Source organism: Sphingomonas sp. Sph1(2015), from assembly GCF_001970915.1.
Taxonomy (GTDB): domain Bacteria; phylum Pseudomonadota; class Alphaproteobacteria; order Sphingomonadales; family Sphingomonadaceae; genus Sphingomonas; species Sphingomonas parapaucimobilis.
This window is the reverse complement of record NZ_MQUI01000004.1, coordinates 98729-119809: the sequence shown is the minus strand read 5'-3', so window position 1 is coordinate 119809 and position 21081 is coordinate 98729. Positions and strand designations below refer to the sequence as shown.

The 21081-nt window shown below is 66.2% G+C and carries 22 protein-coding genes; 7 read left to right on the top strand and 15 right to left on the bottom strand.

Going from position 1 to position 21081, the window contains the following annotated elements; all coding sequences use genetic code 11:
• Positions 1–226: 226 nt before the first annotated feature.
• Positions 227–1543: an adenylosuccinate lyase gene (gene purB / locus BSZ14_RS02995; protein WP_042484630.1), complete on the bottom strand. Its 1317-nt coding sequence runs from the start codon at positions 1541–1543 to the stop codon at positions 227–229.
• Between the two features lie 215 nt (positions 1544–1758).
• Here purB and BSZ14_RS02990 point away from each other — a divergent pair, with 215 nt between their 5' ends.
• Positions 1759–2202 carry an EF-hand domain-containing protein gene (locus tag BSZ14_RS02990; RefSeq protein ID WP_042484634.1) on the top strand — a complete coding sequence of 148 codons (444 nt, stop codon included), beginning with the start codon at positions 1759–1761 and terminating at the stop codon, positions 2200–2202.
• A gap of 312 nt (positions 2203–2514) precedes the next feature.
• On the opposite strand, the gene BSZ14_RS02985 is transcribed toward BSZ14_RS02990, so the two are convergent.
• Complete coding sequence (locus tag BSZ14_RS02985; RefSeq protein ID WP_076709729.1) at positions 2515–3129, bottom strand: 50S ribosomal protein L25/general stress protein Ctc; 615 nt, start codon at positions 3127–3129, stop codon at positions 2515–2517.
• A 176-nt stretch (positions 3130–3305) separates the two neighbouring features.
• Here BSZ14_RS02985 and BSZ14_RS02980 point away from each other — a divergent pair, with 176 nt between their 5' ends.
• Positions 3306–4445 carry a hypothetical protein gene (locus tag BSZ14_RS02980; RefSeq protein WP_076709728.1) on the top strand — a complete coding sequence of 380 codons (1140 nt, stop codon included), beginning with the start codon at positions 3306–3308 and terminating at the stop codon, positions 4443–4445.
• Between the two features lie 41 nt (positions 4446–4486).
• On the opposite strand, the gene BSZ14_RS02975 is transcribed toward BSZ14_RS02980, so the two are convergent.
• The gene (locus BSZ14_RS02975) at positions 4487–5056 is read right to left on the bottom strand and encodes an outer membrane protein (protein WP_158069158.1); all 570 of its coding nucleotides are present in this window, start codon (positions 5054–5056) and stop codon (positions 4487–4489) included.
• Positions 5057–5243: 187 nt separating this feature from the next.
• On the opposite strand from BSZ14_RS02975, the gene BSZ14_RS02970 reads away from it, so the two are divergent.
• Positions 5244–5783 (top strand): hypothetical protein, encoded by a 540-nt coding sequence (locus BSZ14_RS02970; RefSeq protein WP_076709726.1) that lies wholly within the window; start codon positions 5244–5246, stop codon positions 5781–5783.
• Positions 5783–6013: a helix-turn-helix domain-containing protein gene (locus BSZ14_RS02965; protein WP_076709725.1), complete on the top strand. Its 231-nt coding sequence runs from the start codon at positions 5783–5785 to the stop codon at positions 6011–6013. Before BSZ14_RS02970 ends, BSZ14_RS02965 begins: the two co-directional genes overlap by 1 nt.
• A 48-nt stretch (positions 6014–6061) precedes the next feature.
• Here the strand turns inward: BSZ14_RS02965 and BSZ14_RS02960 are convergent, their stop codons facing one another.
• The 6 genes from BSZ14_RS02960 to BSZ14_RS02935 are packed head-to-tail and all read right to left on the bottom strand — an operon-like array spanning position 6062 to position 8516.
• A complete protein-coding gene (locus BSZ14_RS02960) occupies positions 6062–6961 on the bottom strand; it encodes a TraB/GumN family protein (RefSeq protein ID WP_083748059.1) in 900 nt (299 codons plus the stop codon).
• 52 nt (positions 6962–7013) lie between these two features.
• A complete protein-coding gene (locus BSZ14_RS02955; RefSeq protein WP_076709724.1) occupies positions 7014–7451 on the bottom strand; it encodes a hypothetical protein in 438 nt (145 codons plus the stop codon).
• Positions 7448–7639, bottom strand: coding sequence for a hypothetical protein (locus BSZ14_RS02950; RefSeq protein WP_076709723.1), 192 nt, complete (start codon positions 7637–7639; stop codon positions 7448–7450). The genes BSZ14_RS02955 and BSZ14_RS02950 overlap by 4 nt, the downstream gene beginning before the upstream one ends.
• Complete coding sequence (locus tag BSZ14_RS02945) at positions 7636–8085, bottom strand: hypothetical protein (protein WP_139330268.1); 450 nt, start codon at positions 8083–8085, stop codon at positions 7636–7638. The genes BSZ14_RS02950 and BSZ14_RS02945 overlap by 4 nt, the downstream gene beginning before the upstream one ends.
• Complete coding sequence (locus BSZ14_RS02940) at positions 8063–8266, bottom strand: helix-turn-helix transcriptional regulator (protein ID WP_076709757.1); 204 nt, start codon at positions 8264–8266, stop codon at positions 8063–8065. The genes BSZ14_RS02945 and BSZ14_RS02940 overlap by 23 nt, the downstream gene beginning before the upstream one ends.
• Before the next feature lie 55 nt (positions 8267–8321).
• Positions 8322–8516, bottom strand: coding sequence for a hypothetical protein (locus tag BSZ14_RS02935; RefSeq protein WP_076709721.1), 195 nt, complete (start codon positions 8514–8516; stop codon positions 8322–8324).
• Between BSZ14_RS02935 and BSZ14_RS02930 the strand changes: the two genes are divergently transcribed.
• From BSZ14_RS02930 to ppdK, 3 genes are all read left to right on the top strand, one after another.
• Entirely contained in the window at positions 8467–9354 is an 888-nt protein-coding gene (locus tag BSZ14_RS02930) for a glycine--tRNA ligase subunit alpha (protein ID WP_198930438.1), read from the top strand. The two genes, BSZ14_RS02935 and BSZ14_RS02930, sit on opposite strands and share 50 nt — an antisense overlap.
• Positions 9354–11723: a glycine--tRNA ligase subunit beta gene (gene glyS / locus BSZ14_RS02925; protein ID WP_076709756.1), complete on the top strand. Its 2370-nt coding sequence runs from the start codon at positions 9354–9356 to the stop codon at positions 11721–11723. Before BSZ14_RS02930 ends, glyS begins: the two co-directional genes overlap by 1 nt.
• A 124-nt stretch (positions 11724–11847) precedes the next feature.
• Entirely contained in the window at positions 11848–14508 is a 2661-nt protein-coding gene (gene ppdK, locus BSZ14_RS02920; RefSeq protein ID WP_076709720.1) for a pyruvate, phosphate dikinase, read from the top strand.
• 615 nt (positions 14509–15123) lie between these two features.
• Here ppdK and BSZ14_RS02915 read toward each other — a convergent pair.
• From BSZ14_RS02915 to BSZ14_RS02890, 6 genes are all read right to left on the bottom strand, one after another.
• On the bottom strand, positions 15124–15498 hold the full coding sequence (locus BSZ14_RS02915; RefSeq protein ID WP_076709719.1) for a hypothetical protein: 375 nt from the start codon (positions 15496–15498) through the stop codon (positions 15124–15126).
• Between the two features lie 79 nt (positions 15499–15577).
• A complete protein-coding gene (locus tag BSZ14_RS02910) occupies positions 15578–16570 on the bottom strand; it encodes a type II secretion system F family protein (protein ID WP_076709718.1) in 993 nt (330 codons plus the stop codon).
• The gene (locus BSZ14_RS02905; RefSeq protein WP_076709717.1) at positions 16571–17551 is read right to left on the bottom strand and encodes a type II secretion system F family protein; all 981 of its coding nucleotides are present in this window, start codon (positions 17549–17551) and stop codon (positions 16571–16573) included.
• A 5-nt stretch (positions 17552–17556) separates the two neighbouring features.
• Entirely contained in the window at positions 17557–18819 is a 1263-nt protein-coding gene (locus tag BSZ14_RS02900) for a pilus assembly protein CpaE (RefSeq protein WP_076709716.1), read from the bottom strand.
• Entirely contained in the window at positions 18816–19502 is a 687-nt protein-coding gene (locus tag BSZ14_RS02895) for a CpaD family pilus assembly protein (protein ID WP_158069157.1), read from the bottom strand. Before BSZ14_RS02895 ends, BSZ14_RS02900 begins: the two co-directional genes overlap by 4 nt.
• A gap of 26 nt (positions 19503–19528) precedes the next feature.
• Positions 19529–21079 carry a type II and III secretion system protein family protein gene (locus BSZ14_RS02890; RefSeq protein ID WP_076709714.1) on the bottom strand — a complete coding sequence of 517 codons (1551 nt, stop codon included), beginning with the start codon at positions 21077–21079 and terminating at the stop codon, positions 19529–19531.
• Positions 21080–21081 lie beyond the last annotated feature (2 nt).

Genomic DNA, 21081 nt, shown 5'->3' with positions numbered 1-21081 from the left:
TCGAATAACGACCGGCGTTCCCTTCGCCAGCCCAGTTTCAGGTAAACGATGCCCCGCATCGTTTAGGTCATGCCGGGGGCATGACCGACCTGAAACTCGCCTGCGGGAGGGGAGAGGCTATGGGCAAACGTTTCCCCCCAATAAACTCCCCTCCCGCAGGCGGGAGGGGTTGGGGGAGGGGAGTCCGGTTCAGCGCGTCACCACGCCAATGGGACTCCCCCCATCATCACGCTTCGCCGAACACCCGCGCGAAGATCGTATCGACATTCTTGTAATGATAATCGAGGTCGAACCGTGCCTCGATCTCTTCGACCGACAGCGCCGCCGTCACATCCGCATCGGCCTTGAGCAGCTCCATCAGCGACAATTCGCCGTCCGATTCCCACACCTTCATCGCGTTGCGCTGGACGAGGCGATAGCTGTCCTCGCGGCTCACGCCCGCCTGGGTCAGGGCCAGCAGCACTCGCTGCGAATGGACGAGGCCGCCCATCTTGTTGAGGTTCTTCTCCATCCGCGCCGGATAGACGACCAGCTTGTCGATCACGCCCGTGAGGCGGGCGAGCGCGAAGTCCAGGGTGATGGTCGCGTCGGGGCCGATATAGCGCTCGACCGAGGAGTGGCTGATGTCGCGCTCATGCCACAAAGCGACATTCTCCAGCGCCGGGGTGACATAGCCGCGCACCATGCGGGCGAGGCCCGTGAGATTCTCGGTCAGCACCGGGTTGCGCTTGTGCGGCATCGCCGACGAACCCTTCTGGCCCGGCGAGAAATATTCCTCCGCTTCCAGCACTTCGGTGCGCTGCAAATGACGGACCTCGGTCGCCAGCCGCTCGATCGAGCTGGCGATCACGCCCAGCGTGGCGAAGAACATCGCATGGCGATCGCGCGGGATGACCTGGGTCGAGACGGGCTCGACGGTCAGACCCATCTTCTCGGCGACATGGGCCTCCACGCTGGGGTCGATATTGGCGAAGGTGCCGACCGCGCCCGAGATGGCGCAGGTGGCGATGTCGGCGCGCGCCGCGACCAGGCGGGCGCGGTTGCGGTCGAACTCGGCATAGGCCTGGGCCAGCTTCAGGCCGAAGGTGACCGGCTCGGCATGGATGCCATGGCTGCGCCCGATGGTCGGGGTCAGCTTGTGCTCGTACGCGCGGCGCTTGATGACCGCGAGCAGTGCGTCGAGGTCCTCGATCAGGATGTCCGAGGCGCGCGCCAGCTGCACGGCCAGGCAGGTGTCGAGCACGTCGGACGAGGTCATTCCCTGGTGCAGGAAGCGCGCTTCCGGCCCGGTCCGCTCGGCGACATGGGTCAGGAAGGCGATGACGTCGTGCTTCGTCTCCGCCTCGATCGAATCGATGCGGTCGATGTCGAAATCGCCCGCTGCCTTGTCGGCTTCCCAGATACGCGCAGCGGCTTCCTTCGGAACCACGCCCAGTTCGGCGAGCGCATCGGTGGCATGGGCCTCGATCTCGAACCAGATGCGGAAACGGGTCTGGGGATCCCAGATCCGGGTCATGGGGGCACGGGAATAGCGCGGAATCATCGGGACACCTTCAGGTCGTGGAAACGGCACGGCTCACCGTGCAGTCCCTTTCGGAATCACGGCGTACCGTGCCGTTAGCAGGGACGAGCCGAGCCTTCAAATCCCAAGGACGGATCCCCATCTGGCATAATGGAGTTTAGGACCGTATCACTAATGATGAAGATGCGTTCCTGATCTTCGCAGTCATCGATCGACCAACGTAAGGGAGAGACGAGATGATGAAATATGCTTTTCTTGGCGCCGCGATGATGGCGTCTGCCCCCGTTCTGGCGCAGGTCACGCCTGCGCCGGCCCAGACCACTTCGACCGCGCCGCAAGAGGCGGCCGCAACAACGGCGGACCCGACGCAAACTGCGCAGCCTGCGGCTGAACCGGCGGCTCCTGCCCAAGGCCAGGTCCAGGCAACCGGCAGCCAGATCGCCCAGGTCGTCGACACCCAGTTCCCGACCTATGACAAGGACGGCGACGGCAAGCTGAACAAGGCCGAATTCGCCCAGTGGATGGTCGCGCTGAAGTCGCAGACCGACCCGTCGACCAAGGCGGACGCGCCCGCCACCAAGAAGTGGGTCGGCAGCGCCTTTGCGCAGGCCGACACCGACAAGGACAAGACGGTGTCCAAGACCGAACTGACCGGCTTTCTGAGCCAGGGTCAGGGCTAAATCGGAATACCCCCTCCGTTCCGACGAGTCCCCGAGCGGGGATGAGCGGGGCCGTCGGACCTTCGGGTTCGGCGGCCCTTTTGCTATTCTTGTAGTCCTCCCCATCGTCAGATGGGGAGGGGGACCGCGCCCGCAGGGCGTGGTGGAGGGGCATGGCCGGTCCGTCGTCGTGCCCCTCCACCATCCTTCGGATGGTCGCCCTCCCCAAGCATGGCTTGGGGAGGATTTGAAACGGGCATGAAAAAGGGCAGGGGCGTTGCCGCCGCCTGCCCTGATTTCGTTCGCTGACCCTGAGGGGAAAGCGAGGCCGGATCAGGCCTCTTCCGAACCTTCGGCAGCCGCCTCGGCGTCGGCCGCTTCGTCCGCGGCGGTCGGGACCGTCGGCGGGACGATGGTGGCGATCGCGAAGTCGCGGTCGTCGATGGCGGGCTCGGCACCCTTGGGCAGCTTCACGTCCGAGATGTGGATCGAATCGCCCACCGCACGACCCTTCAGCGAGATGCTGATTTCGGTCGGGATGTTGGCGGCGTCGACGATCAGCTCGATCTCGTGGCGGGTGACGTTCAGGACGCCGCCCTGCTTGATGCCGCTCTCGTCTTCGTCGGTGAACACGACGGGCACGGCGACCGTGACGGTCTCATGCTCGCCGATGCGCAGGAAGTCGACGTGCAGCGGGCGGTCGGTGACCGGATGGAACGCGACGTCCTTCGCCAGCGTGCGCTGGCCGTCCACCATGATGACCGAGGTGAAGAAATGACCGGTCATCAGCGCCTTGACGAGGGCCTTCTCTTCGAGATGGATCGACGCGGCGGCCTTGTTCTGGCCATAGATCACGGCGGGGACGCGGCCTTCACGACGCAGCGAACGGGAGGCTCCCTTGCCAACCTGATCGCGCGTCTCGGCGGCGAGCGTAAGGGTGTCGCTCATTCCAGTTACTCCGAAACAAAATGGATATAGGCTTCCGACCACGCCTCCAGGGATGACCATGACCGGAAGCCGCGGCGCATAGCGGGGATGGGGTCAAAAGGCAATATCGGGCGCTTGCATCGTTTTCGGGCGAAAGGCATCCTGCATCGCGAGCGATCAAGGCAAGGGAGAATGCCATGTTCGGTTGGATGGCTGCGGCGTTGCTACTGCAGGTGGCACAGCCCGTCGTCGATACGGCGGACATCATAGTATGCGGTCAGCGGGCTGACCGCGCGCTGGCGAATTGCTTGCAACGAGGATGCAATGTCCCCGACGATGTGAGGCTGACCATGGCCCTTGCCGAGGCACAATTCGGTCAGGGGCAGTATCGCGGGGCACGTGAGACGCTCCGGCAGGGGATAGAGCGCACAAAGGGCCAACGGGCTGCCTATCCCCGCCAGATTTCAGCGCTTTACGAGGCGACCGCGACGATCAACCGGCATATCGGCGACATGGAAGGCTATCGCAGCGCGGTGCTCGCGCAGACCAGCCTGCTGCGCGAGCACGTCGACGAGAATGACCTACAGCGGCGAATGCTGCCCCTGACCCTGGGGGACAGTTGGATGGACCGGGGAAAATGGCGGCAGGCTCTGGCGGTCTATACTGATGCCCAACGACAATATGTCGAGGTGGGAGATACCCGTCTCGCGTCGCTGGCTGGCTTGCGGCGGGTGTCGGTGATGCTGGCGCGGGACGATGTCGCCGGGGCTCGCCGGGCCTTGTCGGAGATTTCCGACGCTTCCGTAAGCCAGGACAGCATCGTTGCGCCGATCCGTGCCATTCTGGCAGCCCGGATCGCCAAGGCATCCGGCCATGACGGCGAGGTGGATCGTGTGGTGGCCGCATTGCAGACCGATGGGGCACAGCCGCCGATCGTGGCGCAGGAGGCTCCGCTTGAAGACATCGATCGAAACGTGCCGGACGAGACGCAGCGCATGGCCGATCAGCCGGTGATCCGATCGGGGGCTGGCGGTGGCGAGCCTATTCAGTGGGTCGATGTCAGCTATATGGTTCGGCCCGACGGCCGCGTGACCGATGTCGAAATCCTGCGCGGCAAGGGTGATCGCAAATGGGCGGCACCCTATGTCGCGCAGATTGCGAGCCGTCGCTACCTGCCCATCGCGCTGACAGACGGTCGACCCGGCCTCTATCGGCTGGAGCGGCTGACCCGGCGGGCCAGGCTGATCGTGCCGACTGGATCTTTTATCAGACAGGCGATGGGACAAGTTTCCGTCGAGCGGCAGGATTTGACGCGGTACGACGTCGCATCGAAATAAGATTGCAGGGTGGGGGCGGACGGCGCCACCCCCGCCTGCGCTCAGAACCGGATCGGCAGGCCGACCATGACGCGGCCATGCGACCCGCTCGCCTGTCCCCGCACGCGGAGCGACAGGTTGCGGTTCAGCCGCTGCTCGATGCCCAGGCCTGCGACCAGTCCATTGGTTTCGTCGAGCGAGCCGTCCGAAAGGACGTTCGACGAGAGCCGCGTGTCGAAGCGATAGCCCCCATAGCCCGCCTCGGCGGAGATCATGGTGTCGCGGCCCAGGACATAGCCCGCGCGGGCGGTCAGGCTATAGCCCCATGTCGCCTTTTGCTCGGCATAGGCGAACACCTGCTGGCTGCGTGCGGTCCCGCCGCCGCCATGGACCGCGACTTCCCCGCCAAGCCGCAGGTGGTTTCCGGCGGGCACCATCCACCCGGCAAATCCGCCGCCCGCCAGCCCGGTCGTACGGTAGGAGATGTCATTATCGCCCCTGCCCAGTGTGAAGCCATGGATTACGACTCCGGCCTCCGGCCCCGCATAAAGCCCCGCAAAGGCGGGCTTTTCCTGCGCGAAGGCAACGGCGGGCAGGCAGGTCAGCAGTGCGGCGGCGAACAGGATGCGCATCGAAAACGTCCTTCGATCGGTCATAGGGCTCCCCATCGATTCCCTATCTCGATTGATGTATGATGATTATGAATTTCTGTAAAACAGAAAGAATACGATGTCGGGCAGATATTTTATGAGCCGGGGGCGGGCACGGGTGGTGCGGTGCTTTGCGGCGCTGTGTTTCCTTCTGGCCGGGCTAGGGGCCATGACGATCCCCGCCATGTGGGTGGCGCCGCAATGGCTGACCTTCAATATCGACTGTGACGATGGCTGCCGTCCGAAACCTCAGCCGCTCGATCAATTGTCGGCAGAGGTCCGGCACGCCGTCGCCAATGCCCCCAAAGGCGAAGAGCGCATGACCGCCGCCATGACGGAACCCTTTTGGTGGTGGCGGCTGTTCGGTATCCAGATGCTTGACGCCTTGCCCTTCGCGATATTGTTCTTCTCGGTCGGCATGGCGCTGTGGCGGTTCAGCAGCCGCGAGGAACGTCGCGACTGGAGCGGGATACGGTGGTTGCAATGGGCAACCGTCGCCGGGGTCGCCATGGCGGTCGCCGAGCCCGCGGCACAAGTGCTGCGCGACGCGGTCTATGTAAGGGCGGTGACGGATATCGAGACGTTTTCCTATTCGATCGAATTTACCGAAACGATCAACAACCTGCTGTTCGCCTGTGCGGCCTGGGCCGCGATCTGGGCACTGGCGGCGGGGTTGCGCGCGCGGGGCGACCTGGCCGAGATCGTCTGATGCCCGTGACCGTCAATCTCGATCTGATGCTGGTGCGTCGCAAGGTGAAGTCGAACGAACTGGCCCGCGCGATCGGGATCACCGAATCGAACCTGTCGCTGCTGAAGTCGGGCAAGGTGAAGGGCGTGCGCTTCTCGACGCTGGCCGCCATCTGCCGCTATCTGGAATGCGAGCCGGGCGACATACTCGGCTATGAGCCCTCCGACGACGATCTGACGGCGGAGGAATAGGGGCCGTCCGCGCCGCTTCCCCGACGGAAAGCGGCGCGGGGGAGGGCATCAATAGGCGATACGCTGCGCCTTGATCCCCTGCTTGGCGAGTTGCGCCTGGACGCTGTCGTTACCTGCCAGATGGCCCGCGCCGACCGCGATGAAGACGGTGCCGGGCTTGGTCATGCGCTGCTTGATCCACGTCGCCCAGCGGGCGTTGCGGTCGGTCAGCAGGGTTTTGGCGACCTCGGGCGAGTCCTTCAGGCTTTCATTCATCGTGCGGGCCAGCGCGTCGGGATCGCCCTTGGCCCATTCGTCGACCATCTCGGCCATTTCCTCGCCCGCCTTGGGCAGGTCGTCGACCGTCGAGGTCAGGAACTCGATCTGTGCCTTTTGCGACAGGCCGTTGAAAAAGCCGATCTGCTGCTCGGCAGTTTCCAGCCCGGCTACGGGCTTGTTCTGGGCCTTGGCGGCGTCGGCCAGCACGGTCTCCGGCCCGTTCTTGGGATCATAGCCCAGCTTCTGGATCGGCGCGAGCGACAGGGTGACGCCCGCCAGCCACGGCTTCATCCGGTCGAACGCCTGGGGCGGCAGGCCCGCATCGGTCAGCGCCTTCAGATAGGCGCCGCGCTTGTCGGCGGGCAGCTGCTCGGTCAGGGTCGGGCCGGTGGTGACGATGCCGTTCTTCATCACGATCTGCTGCATCGTCGCCTGATCCGGCTGCACCATTTCCAGCATCAGCTGATCGGACTTGTCGAAGGCGGTCTTCACCGCCTCGTCGAACCAGGACAGGCCGGGCTTCAGCACATGGATGGTGCCGAACAGATAGATGGTGGTATCGGCATCCTTGACCACCCACAAAGCGGGATCGGCGTCATTGGGGTTCGGCGCGGGCTTGCCCTGCGCACAGGCGGGAAGCGCCAGCATCAGCGCGAGCGAGGTGAGGGCGGCTTTCATGATCGTCTTCATGGGATCGGACTTTCGGAAAAGGAAGGGGCCGGATGGTAGAAGGCGGCGACGATCAGGCGTATTTGCGCCACAGCCAGACGATGCCGCCGACGCCCAGCATCGCGCCATATACCCATTCGATCTGGACCGGGGGCAGCGCGCCGCCGCGCCACAGGAACCACCAGACGGGCACGCCGAGGCCGACCGTATAGAAGCTGGCGACGGCACCGTCGCGATACGCCTGGCGCTCATGCTCGTCGACGACCCGGTGCCAGCGCCATGATATGACGGGTATCACGACGCCCCAGATCAGCGCCATCAGCACAGCGAACCAGAGCGGCAGCGGCGAGGACCAGGGATCGGCAGGTGCGACCGCATCCTTGGGCTGTTGCAGGACGATCAGTGCGGTCGAAAGCCCGGCGATGCCGCCGACAGCGCCGGAAATCGCCAGCAGCCGGTGGTTGGCGCGCTCGCTCGGCCCCCCGGCGATGCGCGAGGAATTGATGGTCATGGTCGCACCTCGATGGACAGATGGACGGAGAATGTCGGCATTCGCGCGCCATGGGCGGCGACGGCGGCGGCTTGGATGTCGGGGCGGATCGCGTCGAGCGTGACCTCGCCCACCCGTCCGGCTCCCCAGCCGAGCAGCGACAGCGCGATGCCGCTGCCGATGGCCGCGCGGGTCAGGCGGCGGCTCATGACCGCACCCGCCGGATGAGGTAGAAGGCCAGCCCGATCATGACCGACACGCCCCAGCTATAGTCCTCGAAATCGGCCCGATCCGTCTGCGCGCCGATAATGGTCAGCAGCGGATGAAGCACGAAGTTCGTCACCCCGATCACGGCCCAGGTCTCGATTGCCAGCCGCCGCTGCATCTCGTCGGTTTCGCGCCAGTTGCGCCACGTCATGACGCCGACGACGATCAGCATGATGACCGCAGCAAGCTGTGCCGAAGGATGGGGCATGGGTGCTTGAGGACGATGGAGGAAGCCGTCGATGAACCCCTCCAGAAAGGGCAGGCCGACGATCAGCAGGATCGCCATGACGACCAACAAGATTCGCCGCTGCTTACGGCGGGACGCCCGCGCGGCCTCGCGGCTTTCGCCCCAGCGGGCGTCGCGCTCACTCGCCGTCATGTTCATCATCGAAAATCTCCTCGATCGGCATGGCGAACAGCCGTCCGATGCGGAAGGCGAGCGGCAGCGACGGGTCGTATTTCCCCGTCTCGATGGCGTTGACGGCCTGGCGCGACACATCCAGCCGCCCGGCGAGTTCCGCCTGGCTCCAGTTGCGTTCGGCGCGCAGCACCTTGAGGCGATTTTTCATGTCCACCTCCTCTTGCATGGCCAACCTCCCTTTGTCACCCATGCATGACGTAATGTCAGGTGACCATGACAAAGTGACAGTGAGTCGCGACATTGTCAACAAGACCTGACAAAATATCATGCGTCACTGACTGGAAGGTCTTGGAGGCATAGCCGCTCGCCTTGACCGCGAAAGGGGCATCCGCCAAAGCCTGCGCCATTATGCAGACCCGAAACGGCTCCCCGGAAGGCCCACTTTCCTTCCAGCGCATGATCCTCACCCTCCATGACTATTGGAGCGAGCGGGGATGCGTGATCCTGCAACCCTATGACATGGAGATGGGGGCGGGCACCTTTCACCCCGCGACCACGCTGCGCGCGCTGGGGCCGGACAGCTGGAACGCCGCCTTCGTCCAGCCGTGCCGTCGCCCGACCGATGGCCGCTATGGCGAGAACCCCAACCGGCTCCAGCATTATTACCAGTATCAGGTGATCCTGAAGCCGTCGCCCGCCGACCTGCAGGACCTGTATCTGGGCAGCCTGGCGGCGATCGGCGTCGACATGACCAAGCATGATATCCGTTTCGTCGAGGATGACTGGGAAAGCCCGACGCTGGGCGCCTGGGGGCTGGGCTGGGAAGTCTGGTGCGACGGGATGGAGGTGACGCAGTTCACCTATTTCCAGCAGATGGGCGGTTACGACATGAAGCCGGTCGCGGGCGAGCTGACCTACGGGTTGGAGCGTCTGGCCATGTATATCCAGGACGTCGACAATGTGTACGACTTGGCGTTCAACGATCAGGGCGTTAGTTACGGCGACGTGTTTCTCGAAAACGAGAAGCAGATGTCGACCTGGAACTTCGAGGTCGCCGACACCGACACGCTGTTCGACGCTTTCAAGAAGGCAGCGGCCGAGTGCGAACGCTGCCTGGAGGCCAAGCTTCCCATTCCCGCCTATGAACAGGCGATCAAGGCCAGCCACACCTTCAACCTGTTGCAGGCGCGCGGCGTGATCTCGGTGGCGGAGCGCCAGGCCTATATGGGCCGCGTCCGCGACCTCGCGAAGGGCGCGTGCGGCGCCTGGATGGACAAGAACGGCTGGGCCGCGTGATGACCGATTTTCTGCTCGAACTCCGCTCCGAAGAAATCCCCGCCCGGATGCAGGCGGGCGCGCGCGAGAACCTCGCCAAGCTGTTCACCGCTGAAATGGCGAAGGCCGGTCTGTCGGCGGGTGAGATCGTCACCTATGCCGGTCCCCGCCGTCTGGCGCTGATCGCGCGCGGGCTGCCTGCCGCGACCGAGGCGGTGTCCGAGGAAGTGAAGGGGCCGCGTGCCTCCGCCCCGCCGCAGGCGCTGGAGGGCTTCCTGCGCAAGACCGGGCTGACGCGCGAGCAACTGACCGAGCGTGACGGCGTGCTCTTCGCGATTACCGAGAAGCCCGGCCGCGCGACCGCCGAGGTTCTGGCCGAGGCGATCCCCGCGATCGTCCGCGCCTTCCCCTGGCCCAAGTCGATGCGCTGGGGCGCGGAATCCGCCTCGACCGAGTCGATGCGCTGGGTCCGCCCGCTCCACGCCATCGTCGCGCTGTTCGGAGCCGAGGTGGTGCCGTTCGAGATCGCCGGGATCACCAGCGGCAATGTCACGCGAGGCCACCGCTTCCACGCACCCGCCGAAATCGTGCTGACCGGCGCCGACACCTATGTCGAACAACTGCGCGCCGCCAAGGTTCTGGTCGACCAGGACGAGCGCGCAGCGATGATCCGCGAACGCGCCTCCGCGCTGGCTGCCGAGGCCGGGTTGGAGCTGGTCGAGGACGAAGGGCTGGTTGCCGAGAATGCCGGACTGACCGAATGGCCGGTGCCGCTGCTCGGACGCTTCGACGAAGCGTTTCTCGACGTGCCGCCCGAGGTCATCCAGCTCACCGCGCGGGTGAACCAGAAATATTTCGTCTGCCGCTCGGCGGACGGGAAGCTGGCCAACGCCTTCGTCTGCACCGCCAATATCGAGGCGAGCGACGGCGGCGCGAAGATCGTCGAGGGCAATGGCAAGGTGCTCGCCGCCCGCCTGTCCGACGCGCGCTTCTTCTATGAGACGGACCTGAAGACGAAGCTCGACGATCTGCGGCCCAAGCTGGAAAAGATCGTCTTCCACGAAAAGCTCGGCACGGTCGCCGACAAGGTCGAGCGGGTGGCCAAGCTCGCCCGCTGGCTGGTGGAAGAGGGCATCGTCACCGAATCCCCCTCCCGCAGGCGGGAGGGGCTAGGGGAGGGCCTTGCCCCGAGCGACGTCGCTGGTGGAGAGGTCCCCCCCCCATCCCAGTTTCAGGTGAACGATGCCCCGCATCGTTCAGGTCATGCCGGGGGCATGACCGACCTGAAACTCGTGAACGGAGGGGGCGAGCTTGCCGATCTGGCGGAGCGCGCCGCGTATCTGGCGAAGGCCGATCTCGTCACCGGCATGGTCGGCGAGTTCCCCGAATTGCAGGGTCTGATGGGCGGCTATTACGCCGCCGCACAGGGCGAAGACCCGCGCGTGGCCGAGGCGGTTCGCGATCACTACAAGCCGGTCGGGCAGGGCGATGACGTTCCTACAGCGCCGGTGACGGTGGCCGTAGCGCTGGCGGATAAGCTGGATACGATTGCTGCATTCTTTATGATCGGGGAAAAGCCAACGGGTTCGAAAGATCCGTTCGCGCTCCGTCGGGCCGCGCTCGGTGTCATTCGTTTAGTTGAAAAATCGAGTTTTGCAGCACCGCTATTCGGCGTAGTCAAACTGGCTGCTGGCAACGTAGCGTTCCGAGAGCAGGTCTCGCCTATTCAGCAGGTGTTGCCCGTCTTGGACTCCATTGGTGCGCTCAAAACAGATTTCCGTTGGAATGAAGTTTTTGATCGATTGATCGCGGGAGCAACGGGTGTCAGCAACGAGCGTGCCAGGCAGTTCGTACTCGCTTCGGAGATGACATCAACCGAAGTTCTTTCGTTCTTCGCCGACCGCCTCAAGGTCCAGCAACGTGAGGCAGGCGTACGTCACGACCTGATCGACGCCGTGTTCGCGCTCGGCGGCGAGGACGACCTCGTCCGCCTGCTCGCCCGCGTTCGTGCGCTGCAAGCCTTCGTCACCACCGACGACGGCACCAACCTGCTGGCAGGCTACAAGCGCGCCGCGAACATCCTGAAGAAGGAAGGCGTCGAGGGTGACCAAGCCTGGACCGCGCCGACCTACACCCCGGAACCCGCCGAGGCCGATCTGATCGCCGCGCTCGACGCGGCCGAGCCCAAGGCTGCGCAAGCAGTGAAGGCCGAGGATTTCGAGGCTGCGATGGCCGCGCTCGCCTCGCTTCGCGCGCCGATCGACCACTTCTTCGACGACGTGACCGTCAACGACGCCGATCCGGCCAAGCGGACCGTGCGCCTCGCGCTGCTCGCCCGTGTCCGGGCGGCCGTGCATACCGTGGCGGATTTCTCGCGGATCGAGGGGTGAGCTGAGCCGGATCGGGAGACGGGTGCAAACGTTCCTGTCTTCCCCTCCGGCAATATCGCCTTATTAAACCCGACGCCTGTGTCCCCAGGGCGTCGGACGATACGACCAGTAAAGGATCGAACCGATGACCTATGTGTACCGCTTCGGCGGCGGCGTTTCGGACGGCGGCAAGGGGGACAAGAATCTGCTTGGCGGCAAGGGCGCGAACCTGGCCGAAATGGCTTCGATCGGGCTTCCGGTGCCCCCCGGCTTCACCATCTCGACCGCGATGTGTACCCGCTATTACGAGGATGGCGAGCAGTTCCCGCAGGAGCTGCGCGACGAGGTGGCCGACGGCATCGCGCATATCGAGGCGGTGACGGAAAAGCGCTTCGGCGACCCTGAAAATCCGCTCCTCGTCTCGGTCCGCTCGGGCGCGCGGGTGTCGATGCCGGGCATGATGGACACGGTGCTGAACCTGGGCCTGAACGACGCGACCGTCGAGGGGCTGGCGAAGAAGGCGGGCGACGAGCGTTTCGCCTGGGACAGCTATCGCCGCTTCATCCAGATGTATGCCGATGTGGTGCTTGAGCTGGATCACGGTGCTTTCGAGGAAGCGCTGGAGATCGCCAAGGAGGATAACGGCTTCACCCTCGACACCGAGATGACGGCCGAGGACTGGAAGGCGCTCGTCACCGTCTACAAGGGCCTGGTCGAGGAGCAGTGGGGCAAGCCCTTCCCGCAGGACGTGCATGACCAGCTCTGGGGCGCGGTCGGCGCGGTGTTCGGATCGTGGCAGTCGGAGCGCGCCAAGGTCTATCGCCGCCTGAACGACATTCCCGCCGACTGGGGCACCGCCGTCAACGTGCAGGCAATGGTCTTCGGCAATATGGGCGACACCTCGGCGACGGGCGTGGCCTTCACCCGCGACCCGTCCAAGGGCGACCGCGCCTATTATGGTGAGTTCCTGATCAACGCGCAGGGCGAGGATGTGGTCGCGGGCATCCGCACGCCGCAATATCTGACCAAGGCCGCGCGCGAGGAGGCGAATGCCAAGCCCGCCTCGATGGAAGAGGCGATGCCGGAGGTGTACGCCGAGCTGGCCGCCGTGTTCGACCAGCTCGAGACGCATTACCGCGACATGCAGGACATCGAGTTCACGGTCGAACAGGCCAAGCTCTGGATGCTCCAGACCCGTTCGGGCAAGCGCACCGCCAAGGCCGCGCTGAAGATCGCCGTCGACATGGCGAATGAGGGCCTCATCACCCGCGAGGAAGCGATCGCGCGGGTCGATCCGGCGGCGCTCGACCAGCTGCTCCACCCGACGCTCGATCCGAACGCGCACCGCGACGTGCTGACCAAGGGCCTGCCTGCTTCGCCGGGGGCCGCGTCGGGCAAGGTGGTGTTCGACGCCGATGCCGCCGAGCGCGCGGCGGCGGCGGGCGAGGCAGTGATCCTCGTCCGTGTCGAAACCTCGCCCGAGGACATTCACGGCATGCACGCGGCCAAGGGCATCCTGACCGCGCGCGGCGGCATGACCAGCCATGCGGCGGTCGTGGCGCGTGGCATGGGACGGCCCTGCGTCTCGGGTGCAGGATCGCTGTCGATCGACAACAAGGCCAAGCTGCTGCGCGTGGGCAGCCGTGAGGTGCGCGAGGGTGATATCCTGACGCTCGACGGTTCGACCGGCGAGGTGATGGTCGGCGCGGTCGCCACCGTGCAGCCCGAGCTGGCGGGCGATTTCGGCACGCTGATGGAATGGGCCGATCAGGTCCGTCGCCTGAAGGTGCGCGCCAATGCCGAAACCCCGCTCGACTGCCGCACCGCGCGTGAGTTCGGCGCGGAGGGCGTCGGCCTGTGCCGCACCGAGCATATGTTCTTCGATTCGGCGCGGATCACGGCGGTGCGCCAGATGATCCTGGCCTCGGACGAAGCGGGCCGCCGTGCCGCGCTCGCCAAGCTGCTGCCCGAACAACGCGCCGACTTCACCGCGATCTTCGAGGTGATGGCGGGCCTGCCGGTGACGGTGCGCCTGCTCGACCCGCCGCTGCACGAATTCCTGCCGCAGCAGGAGGCCGAGTTCGCCGAGGTCGCGACGGCGGCGGGCGTGGACGTCGATACGCTGAAGCGCCGGGCCAATGAACTGCACGAGTTCAACCCGATGCTCGGCCATCGCGGGTGTCGCCTGGGTGTGACCTACCCGGAAATCTACGAGATTCAGGCCCGCGCGATCTTCGAGGCGGCGCTGGACGTTGCCGAAAAGTCCGGTGAGGCGCCGATCCCGGAGGTCATGATCCCGCTGGTCGCCACGCGCCGCGAGCTGGAGCTGATGAAGACGGTGGTCGACAAGGCCGCACAGGCGGTCTTTGCCGAACGCGGCAAGACGGTCGAATATCTGGTCGGCACCATGATCGAGCTGCCACGCGCCGCGCTGAAGGCCGGGGAGATCGCCGAGGTGGGCGAATTCTTCTCCTTCGGCACCAACGACCTGACACAGACCACGCTGGGCGTCAGCCGCGACGATGCGGCGCGATTCCTGAGTGCCTATGTCGAGAAGGGCATCTACGCCAAGGACCCGTTCGTCAGCCTCGACGTGGACGGCGTGGGCGAGCTGGTCAGCCTGGCCGCCGAGCGCGGTCGCGCGACCCGGCCGGGGATCAAGCTCGGCATCTGCGGCGAGCATGGCGGCGATCCGGCGTCGATCGCCTTCTGCGAGCAGGTCGGGCTGGATTATGTCTCGGCCAGCCCGTACCGCGTGCCGATCGCTCGGCTGGCGGCGGCGCAGGCGGCGTTGAAGGCGCGGTGATATCGGGGAGGGGCGGTTTCGGCGATCTTATCGCCTGGAACCTTCCCTCCCCCATCCCCTCCCGCCTGCGGGAGGGGCGTGCCAGGCGGGAACGTCCAGCGCTTCAGCAAGACTTATGGCTTCTCGGGGAAGCGAAACAGCTGCCAGGCAACGCTCCCCTCCCGCCTGCGGGAGGGGCGTGCCAAGCGGGAACGTCCAGCGCTTCAGCAAGACTGTGGCTTCTCGGGGGAGCGAAACAGCTGCCAGGCAACGTTCCCCTCCCGCCTGCGGGAGGGGCGTGCCAAGCGGGAATGTCCAGCGCTTCAGCAAGACTATGGCCTTTCGGTGAAGCGAAACAGCTGCCAAGCAACGCTCCCCTCCCGCCTGCGGGAGGGGCGTGCCAAGCGGGAATGTCCAGCGCTTCAGCAAGACTAAGGCCTCTCGGGGAAGCGAAACAGCTGCCAGGCAACGTTCCCCTCCCGCCTGCGGGAGAGCGTGCCAAGCGGGAACGTCCAGCGCTTCAGCAAGACTATGGCCTTTCGGTGAAGCGAAACAGCTGCCAGGCAACGCTCCCCTCCCGCCTGCGGGAGGGGATGGGGGAGGGCAGGGTGTCTCACCGAGCCGTCCCCATCCTGATCATCCGTGCGTCGTAACCCGGTTCCCGAAATCGAACCATCCGCGACGCTCGCCCGCCGGATAGGCCGGACGCGCAGCGCTCGCCGCGACCGGGCGATAGGTTGAGGCGGGCGCCGTCCGCTCCACGACCGGAGCGGCCACGACCGGCTGGGCACTGACCAGCCGCTGGTTTTCCTTTTCCAGCTCGGCGATTCGGGCCTGTGCCGCCGACAGCTTGGCCTCGGTGTCCTTCACCTGTGCGGCATGGGCGTCGCGCTCGGTGGCATAGCGGTTGCGCCATTTGCGCCCGCCGGGATGGCTGGCCAGCCCGAAGAGCCACCCGGCGATGAGGACCAGCCCCAGCACGGCAAATTGCGTCGTCGAAGTGAACAGCATCGCGTCGATCCCATCCTGTTGAATTAGGTCTGTTACGACCGGTCAACGACTGGCGGGGGCGCTGGTTGCGAAGCCGGGGCTATTGCCCCGCGATCAGCGTATCCTTGATCGAACAGGCGGCGGGGCCGAGGATCACGACGAACAGCACCGGCAGGATGAACAGGATCAGCGGCACGGTCATGATCGCGGGCAGGCGCGCGGCCTTTTCCTCGGCGCGCATCATGCGTTCGTGGCGGAATTCGGCCGACAGGACGCGCAGCGCGCTGGCCAGCGGGGTGCCGTATTTCTCGGTCTGGATCATCGTGGTGACGACCCCGCGCAGCGAATCGAGATTGACCCGCATGGCCAGGTTTTCCAGCGCCTGCCGCCGGTCGGTCAGGAAGCCCAGCTCGACCGAGGTCAGCTGGAACTCGTCGCCCAGTTCGGGATAGGCACGGCGCAACTCGCGCGACACCCGGGCGAAGGCGGCATCGACGGTCAGGCCCGCCTCGGCACAGATGACCATCAGGTCGAGCGCATCGGGCAGGCCCTTGCGGATCGCGGCGGTCCGCTTGTCGACCTGGTTCTTCAACGCCAGGTCGGGAGCCTTATAGGCCAGGATCAGCGTGCCCGCGACGATCATGTAGCAGCTGAAGCCGCTCCAGTCGACAAAGTCCCCGGTGCCATAGACCCACAGCGCCATGCCGCCGCCCAGCACGATCGGCAGGGCCAGCCGCCCGAAGATGACCGCGAACGCCATCTCCTTCGACCGGATGCCCGCCTGGAGCAGGCGCAGCTGGATCGCCTTGACCTGTTCGTCCTGCAGCATTTTCAGCGCGCCCAGGACGGTACGCATCCGCTCGAGCAGGGTAGCGCGGTCGATCAGCTGGGCACGACGCTTCGGCGCGCTGTCGATCCCGGCCTTCAGCAGCTCGCGCCGTTCGTTCAGGGCACGGACCCGCTTCGTCATCGGGTCGCGGCTGCCGATCAGGACATAGCCCGCGACCAGCAGCGCAAAGACGCAGACGCCCCACAGGAACGCACCGAGCGATGCGGGGTCGAGGCCGAGAATGGCGGGCGCGGGACTGGTCATTCAGATCTCGAAACTGATCATGCGGGACATGATGAAGGCGCCCAGGCCCATCCAGACAAAGCCCGCCGCCCCGACCATCATCAGGCGCGGATCGATGAAGAAGCGGGCCATATAGGGCTGGTTGATCATCCAGATCATGCCGAACACGGCAAAGGGCAGGCATCCGATGATATAGGCCGATGCCTTGGATTCGGACGACATCGCCTTGATCTTCAGCTTCATCTGCGCGCGCTTGCGCAGCACGTCGGCCAGGTTGGACAGCGTCTCGGCCAGGTTGCCGCCGGTCTCGCGCTGGATGGCGATGGCGATGACGAAGAAGCGGAACTCGGGAATGTCGAGCCGGTCGGCGGTTTCCTGAAGCGCTGCGTCCATGCTGCGGCCGATCCGCATCCGGTCGGTGACGGCGCGGAATTCCTCGCCGACCGGACCGGGAAGTTCGATCGCGACGACCGCCATCGTCTCGCTGATCGGCAGGCCCGAACGCAGGCCGCGGACCAGCAGCTCGATGGCATCGGGAAAGCGGGTGACGAACTTGTTGCGCCGCCCCGCGATCAGGCGGCCGACGACGAGGTGCGGCACCCAGAGGCCGAGGCCCAGGCCGAGCAGCAGCGCGCCGAAAAAGGGCAGGCCGAACAGCATCAGCAGGATGAGCAGTCCGAACGACAGCGCCGCACTCGCCATGCCATATTGGCCGACGGTCCAGTCGCGGCCCGTCCTGTCCAGCCGCGTGGCCAGCTTGGCGGGGTCGGGGAGCAGGCGGCCGAACGCCTTGTCCATCCGCGTGTCACCGGCCAGCGCGATCCCGCGCGAGGCGGCGACGGCCTCCAGCGGCTTGCCGAGGTCGAGCGCGACGCGACCGCGAAGTCCCGCCAGCCGCCGCGCCTGGCTGCGCGAGCGGGCGGGCGCGGTAAAGGCCGCCATCGCCAGCACCAGCGTCAGGAAGACGCCCATGGCCAGGATCAGGGTCGCCGTCATCGACATGATCGTCAGTCGGCCCGTGCCCGCTTGCCGAGCAGCGACTTCAGGTCGAACCGGTCGAGCAGCCTGCGTTTGGCGGACATGTCGACGGTGCCCTCGGCCGAGGCGCAAAGCCGCTGGGTCAGCTCGATCAGCGGCGCGATGGTGCGCGAGGTGCGACCGAGTTCGGCCATGGGCTTGCCGACCTTGGCGGCCTGGACGACCAGCTTGGGATCATAGGGCATGACGAAGTCGATCGGGCGTTCGATCGACCCCTCGAAATCGCCCTGCGCGATCTCGCACTGGCCGGGCGGCTGGACCCGGTTGGCAATGGTCAGCACGGTCGCCTGCGGCGCATGGGTCTTGGCCCATGACAGCAGGCGGATGGTGTCGCGCGCGGCGGCCAGGGTCAGTTCGGTGACGAGCACGATGGTCTGCGCCGATCCGACCAGCATCGGCTGCTGGATCATCATCCCGCGCGGCAGATCGACGATCGTCGTCTCGAAATTCAGGCGCATCTCGTCCTGTAACTGCGCAAAGGCCTGGCCATCGGTCAGGATCGGCGCACTGATCGGCGCTTCGGCCGACAGGATCGCCAGCTTTTCCGACGCCCTGACCATGGCGCGTTCCAGGAACAGCCCGTCGATGCGGCTGGGATTGTCGATCGCATCGACCAGCCCGCGTCCCGGCTCCAGGTCCAGCGCCAGCGCGGCGGTGCCGAAATGCACGTCGAGGTCGAGCAGCGCGGTCGTCCGGTCGAGCCGCTCCGCCATCAGCCAGCCGAGCGAGGTAGCGATGGTCGAGGCGCCCACGCCGCCACGCACGCCGACCACCGCGACGCTGCACGTCGCCTTTTCGGGGGCGGTCTCCATGGCGCGGGGCGCGTGCAGGATGGTGCGGGCCTGCGCGATCGTCTCGCGCAGCTGGTCGGCGTTGATCGGCTTCAGCAGATAGTCGTGCAGCCCGCTGGCGATCAGCGAGCGGTACAGCCGGACGTCGTTGACCGATCCGACCGCGATCACGATCGTGCCGGGCTCACACACTTCGGCCAGATTGCCGATCTCGCTGGCGGGATCGGGCGTGTCGCTCAGGTCGACCAGCAGGATCTGCGGGCTGGCCTGCACCGACAGCGACTGGATCGCGCCGGACAGGCCGCCCTTCATGACCTTGTCGACCGACCATCCCTGCTCGGCGACCAGCGGGCGGATCGCCTCGGCCGTCCAGTCGTCGCTGACAAAGGCGAGGAACGAGTCGCGGACGGTCAGCATGGCGGGTTTCCAGGGGGCGTTCACGGCGTGCCTCCTGCCGACACGCCACCCCCGCCGCCACCTCCACCGCCACCCTGGCTGCTATTGGGATCGCGCAGCACGGTGCCGCCACGGCCGGTCGGAGCGGCGGCGCGCAAGGCCTTGATCCCGCGGGTGCCCATCTCGGTATCGCTGGTGGCGGCACCGGGCACGCCCTGTATCAGGTCGGTGGGGTTGGCGATCATCGCGGCGAGGTTGCGGTTGACCGCGCAGCCATGGTTGGACGAGGTCTTGCCCTCCCAGTCGAGCGCGGTGTCGCTGCGCAGGTCGGGACAGCCCGGCACGGTGGCACGGGCTCGCGTCACGACCACGCGGATCGTGGCGGGCGCGACCGGGCTGCGCGTGATCGGCGACGCCTGACCGAGCAGCAGGCCATAGCGGCCGACGATGCCCGCCACCTCGCGATAGGCGCCGGGGCCTTCGCCCGCCGGGTCCTCCACCGCGACGCGGTCGCCATAGCCGAGATGCAGGTTGCGCGCCCAACCGTCGAGCCGCCGATCCTCATCCGCCGCCAGCCGCCCGCCGGACAGCGCCAGGTCGAGCGCATATTCGGCCTGCGACACGACCGGCTGGTGCCGGGTTTCCAGGTCCGGCTGACCGGCACCCATGCAGGCACCGGTCATCAGCGTCAGGCCGAACGGCATCAGAAGGAGGGGTAAGCGACGCATGGAGCGCATTATCCTTGGGCAGGCGGTCATTCGGAAAAGCCCGGAGTCGGCATGTTCTTCTTCTTCGCGGGCAGCGCCGTCGCGGCGCCATGCGGGACGGGTGCGACCCCGGCGGCCATCGGCCGACCCTGAACCGGCGGGGCCATGCTCGGCACCGGGCGCGGCGTCGACGTGTCGCCGCCGCCGCCCATCCGGCCCAGCAATACGCGTTCGGCATCATTGGCCGGACGCATCCCGTCGGTCGGCAGCGCGATCTCGGAGGGCGAGTTGACCGGCTTCACCAGATAGGGCGTGATGATGATGACCAGCTCGGTCTCGTTGCGCTTGAACGCGTTGGAGCGGAACAGCGAGCCGATCAGCGGCAGGTCGCCCAGCCACGGCGTCTTCTCGATCGAATTGTCGCGCGAGTTGGACAGCAGGCCGCCGATCATCATGCTCTGGCCCGAACCCAGCTCCAGCGTGGTCTCGGCCCGGCGGGTGGTCAGCGCGGGGATCGACGTTCCGCTGATCGTCACCGATCCCACCGACGACAGCTGCGACACCTCCGGCCGGACGCGCAGCGAGATGCGCCCGTCGGACAGCACCGTCGGCGTGTAGGACAGGCTGACGCCATATTGCTTATACTCGACCGACACCGCGCCGAAGCCGCTGGCGAGCGGAATGGGAATCTCGCCACCCGCCAGGAACGTCGCGGTCTCCCCCGACAGGGCGGTCAGATTGGGGTTGGCCAGCGTCGCCACCTGACCCAGCGACTCGCCCAGATCGATCGCGCCGAGCAGGTCCATGCCCAGCACGCGCCCGCCCAGTCCCAGCGTCGTCCGCTGGGTGCCGGGGTTGAACGTATATCGGGTGCCGGCCGGAAGACCCGCCGCATCGGTCAACTTTTCGATGCTGCCCGCATTGCGGCCCGACGCGATGCCGAACACGAAGCCGCTGGAATTGGCGTCGCGGTTGAGCAGATTGACGCCGATCTGCTTGACGAAGCTGCGATTCACCTCGGCGATGCGGACCTGAAGGTTGACTTGAAGCGGGGTGGCGGTCTTCAACCGGCTGATGATCCGCGTGTCCTTGCCGACATAGGCCTGGACCAGCCGTTCGGCCTCGGCGGCGTCGTCGGGCGCGGCGATGGTGCCGGTCAGCAGGATCAGGCCGTTCATCGGCGTGGCGACGATCTGCGCCTCGGGCATGGCCAGCTTCAGCATCCGGCCGATCGAGTCGAGATTGTTGCCGACCCGGACGGTCGCGGCATAGACGACCGCGCCGCCCCGCGCCGTGGCGGAGACGGTGGTCTCGCCGGGCTTCTTGCCGAAGATATAGAGCTGGGTCGGTGAGCGGACCTGCACATCGGCGATGCTGTCATCGGCGACGAACAGGTCGGTCATCGGCCGGGGCAGGGTGATCAGTCGCGCCCGCCCGGTATTGATCTCCAGCGCGCCGGAACCATCGCTGGCCGGGGGCGAATCACCCGGCCCGGACGGCGCCGACCGCGCGGGCGACGGGGCGAGAAGCAGCGGGGCCAGCACCAGCACGAAGGCCGAGGTGCGCGGCGCGCGTGACAGAAGCGAGCGAAGCGACATGG

Coding starts and splice junctions, on each gene's coding strand:
- BSZ14_RS02980 (WP_076709728.1), top strand. CDS start 3,306: ATGTTCGGTTGGATGGCTGCGGCGTTGCTACTGCAGGTGGCACAGCCC.
- BSZ14_RS02935 (WP_076709721.1), bottom strand. CDS start 8,516: ATGCGCTGGAAGGAAAGTGGGCCTTCCGGGGAGCCGTTTCGGGTCTGC.
- purB (WP_042484630.1), bottom strand. CDS start 1,543: ATGATTCCGCGCTATTCCCGTGCCCCCATGACCCGGATCTGGGATCCC.
- BSZ14_RS02955 (WP_076709724.1), bottom strand. CDS start 7,451: ATGACCATCAATTCCTCGCGCATCGCCGGGGGGCCGAGCGAGCGCGCC.
- BSZ14_RS02970 (WP_076709726.1), top strand. CDS start 5,244: ATGACGATCCCCGCCATGTGGGTGGCGCCGCAATGGCTGACCTTCAAT.
- BSZ14_RS02890 (WP_076709714.1), bottom strand. CDS start 21,079: ATGTCGCTTCGCTCGCTTCTGTCACGCGCGCCGCGCACCTCGGCCTTC.
- BSZ14_RS02990 (WP_042484634.1), top strand. CDS start 1,759: ATGATGAAATATGCTTTTCTTGGCGCCGCGATGATGGCGTCTGCCCCC.
- BSZ14_RS02945 (WP_139330268.1), bottom strand. CDS start 8,085: ATGATGAACATGACGGCGAGTGAGCGCGACGCCCGCTGGGGCGAAAGC.
- BSZ14_RS02960 (WP_083748059.1), bottom strand. CDS start 6,961: ATGAAGACGATCATGAAAGCCGCCCTCACCTCGCTCGCGCTGATGCTG.
- BSZ14_RS02905 (WP_076709717.1), bottom strand. CDS start 17,551: ATGTCGATGACGGCGACCCTGATCCTGGCCATGGGCGTCTTCCTGACG.
- BSZ14_RS02975 (WP_158069158.1), bottom strand. CDS start 5,056: ATGCGCATCCTGTTCGCCGCCGCACTGCTGACCTGCCTGCCCGCCGTT.
- BSZ14_RS02965 (WP_076709725.1), top strand. CDS start 5,783: ATGCCCGTGACCGTCAATCTCGATCTGATGCTGGTGCGTCGCAAGGTG.
- BSZ14_RS02985 (WP_076709729.1), bottom strand. CDS start 3,129: ATGAGCGACACCCTTACGCTCGCCGCCGAGACGCGCGATCAGGTTGGC.
- BSZ14_RS02940 (WP_076709757.1), bottom strand. CDS start 8,266: ATGAAAAATCGCCTCAAGGTGCTGCGCGCCGAACGCAACTGGAGCCAG.
- BSZ14_RS02915 (WP_076709719.1), bottom strand. CDS start 15,498: ATGCTGTTCACTTCGACGACGCAATTTGCCGTGCTGGGGCTGGTCCTC.
- BSZ14_RS02895 (WP_158069157.1), bottom strand. CDS start 19,502: ATGCGTCGCTTACCCCTCCTTCTGATGCCGTTCGGCCTGACGCTGATG.
- BSZ14_RS02930 (WP_198930438.1), top strand. CDS start 8,467: ATGCAGACCCGAAACGGCTCCCCGGAAGGCCCACTTTCCTTCCAGCGC.
- BSZ14_RS02950 (WP_076709723.1), bottom strand. CDS start 7,639: ATGAGCCGCCGCCTGACCCGCGCGGCCATCGGCAGCGGCATCGCGCTG.
- ppdK (WP_076709720.1), top strand. CDS start 11,848: ATGACCTATGTGTACCGCTTCGGCGGCGGCGTTTCGGACGGCGGCAAG.
- BSZ14_RS02910 (WP_076709718.1), bottom strand. CDS start 16,570: ATGACCAGTCCCGCGCCCGCCATTCTCGGCCTCGACCCCGCATCGCTC.
- glyS (WP_076709756.1), top strand. CDS start 9,354: ATGACCGATTTTCTGCTCGAACTCCGCTCCGAAGAAATCCCCGCCCGG.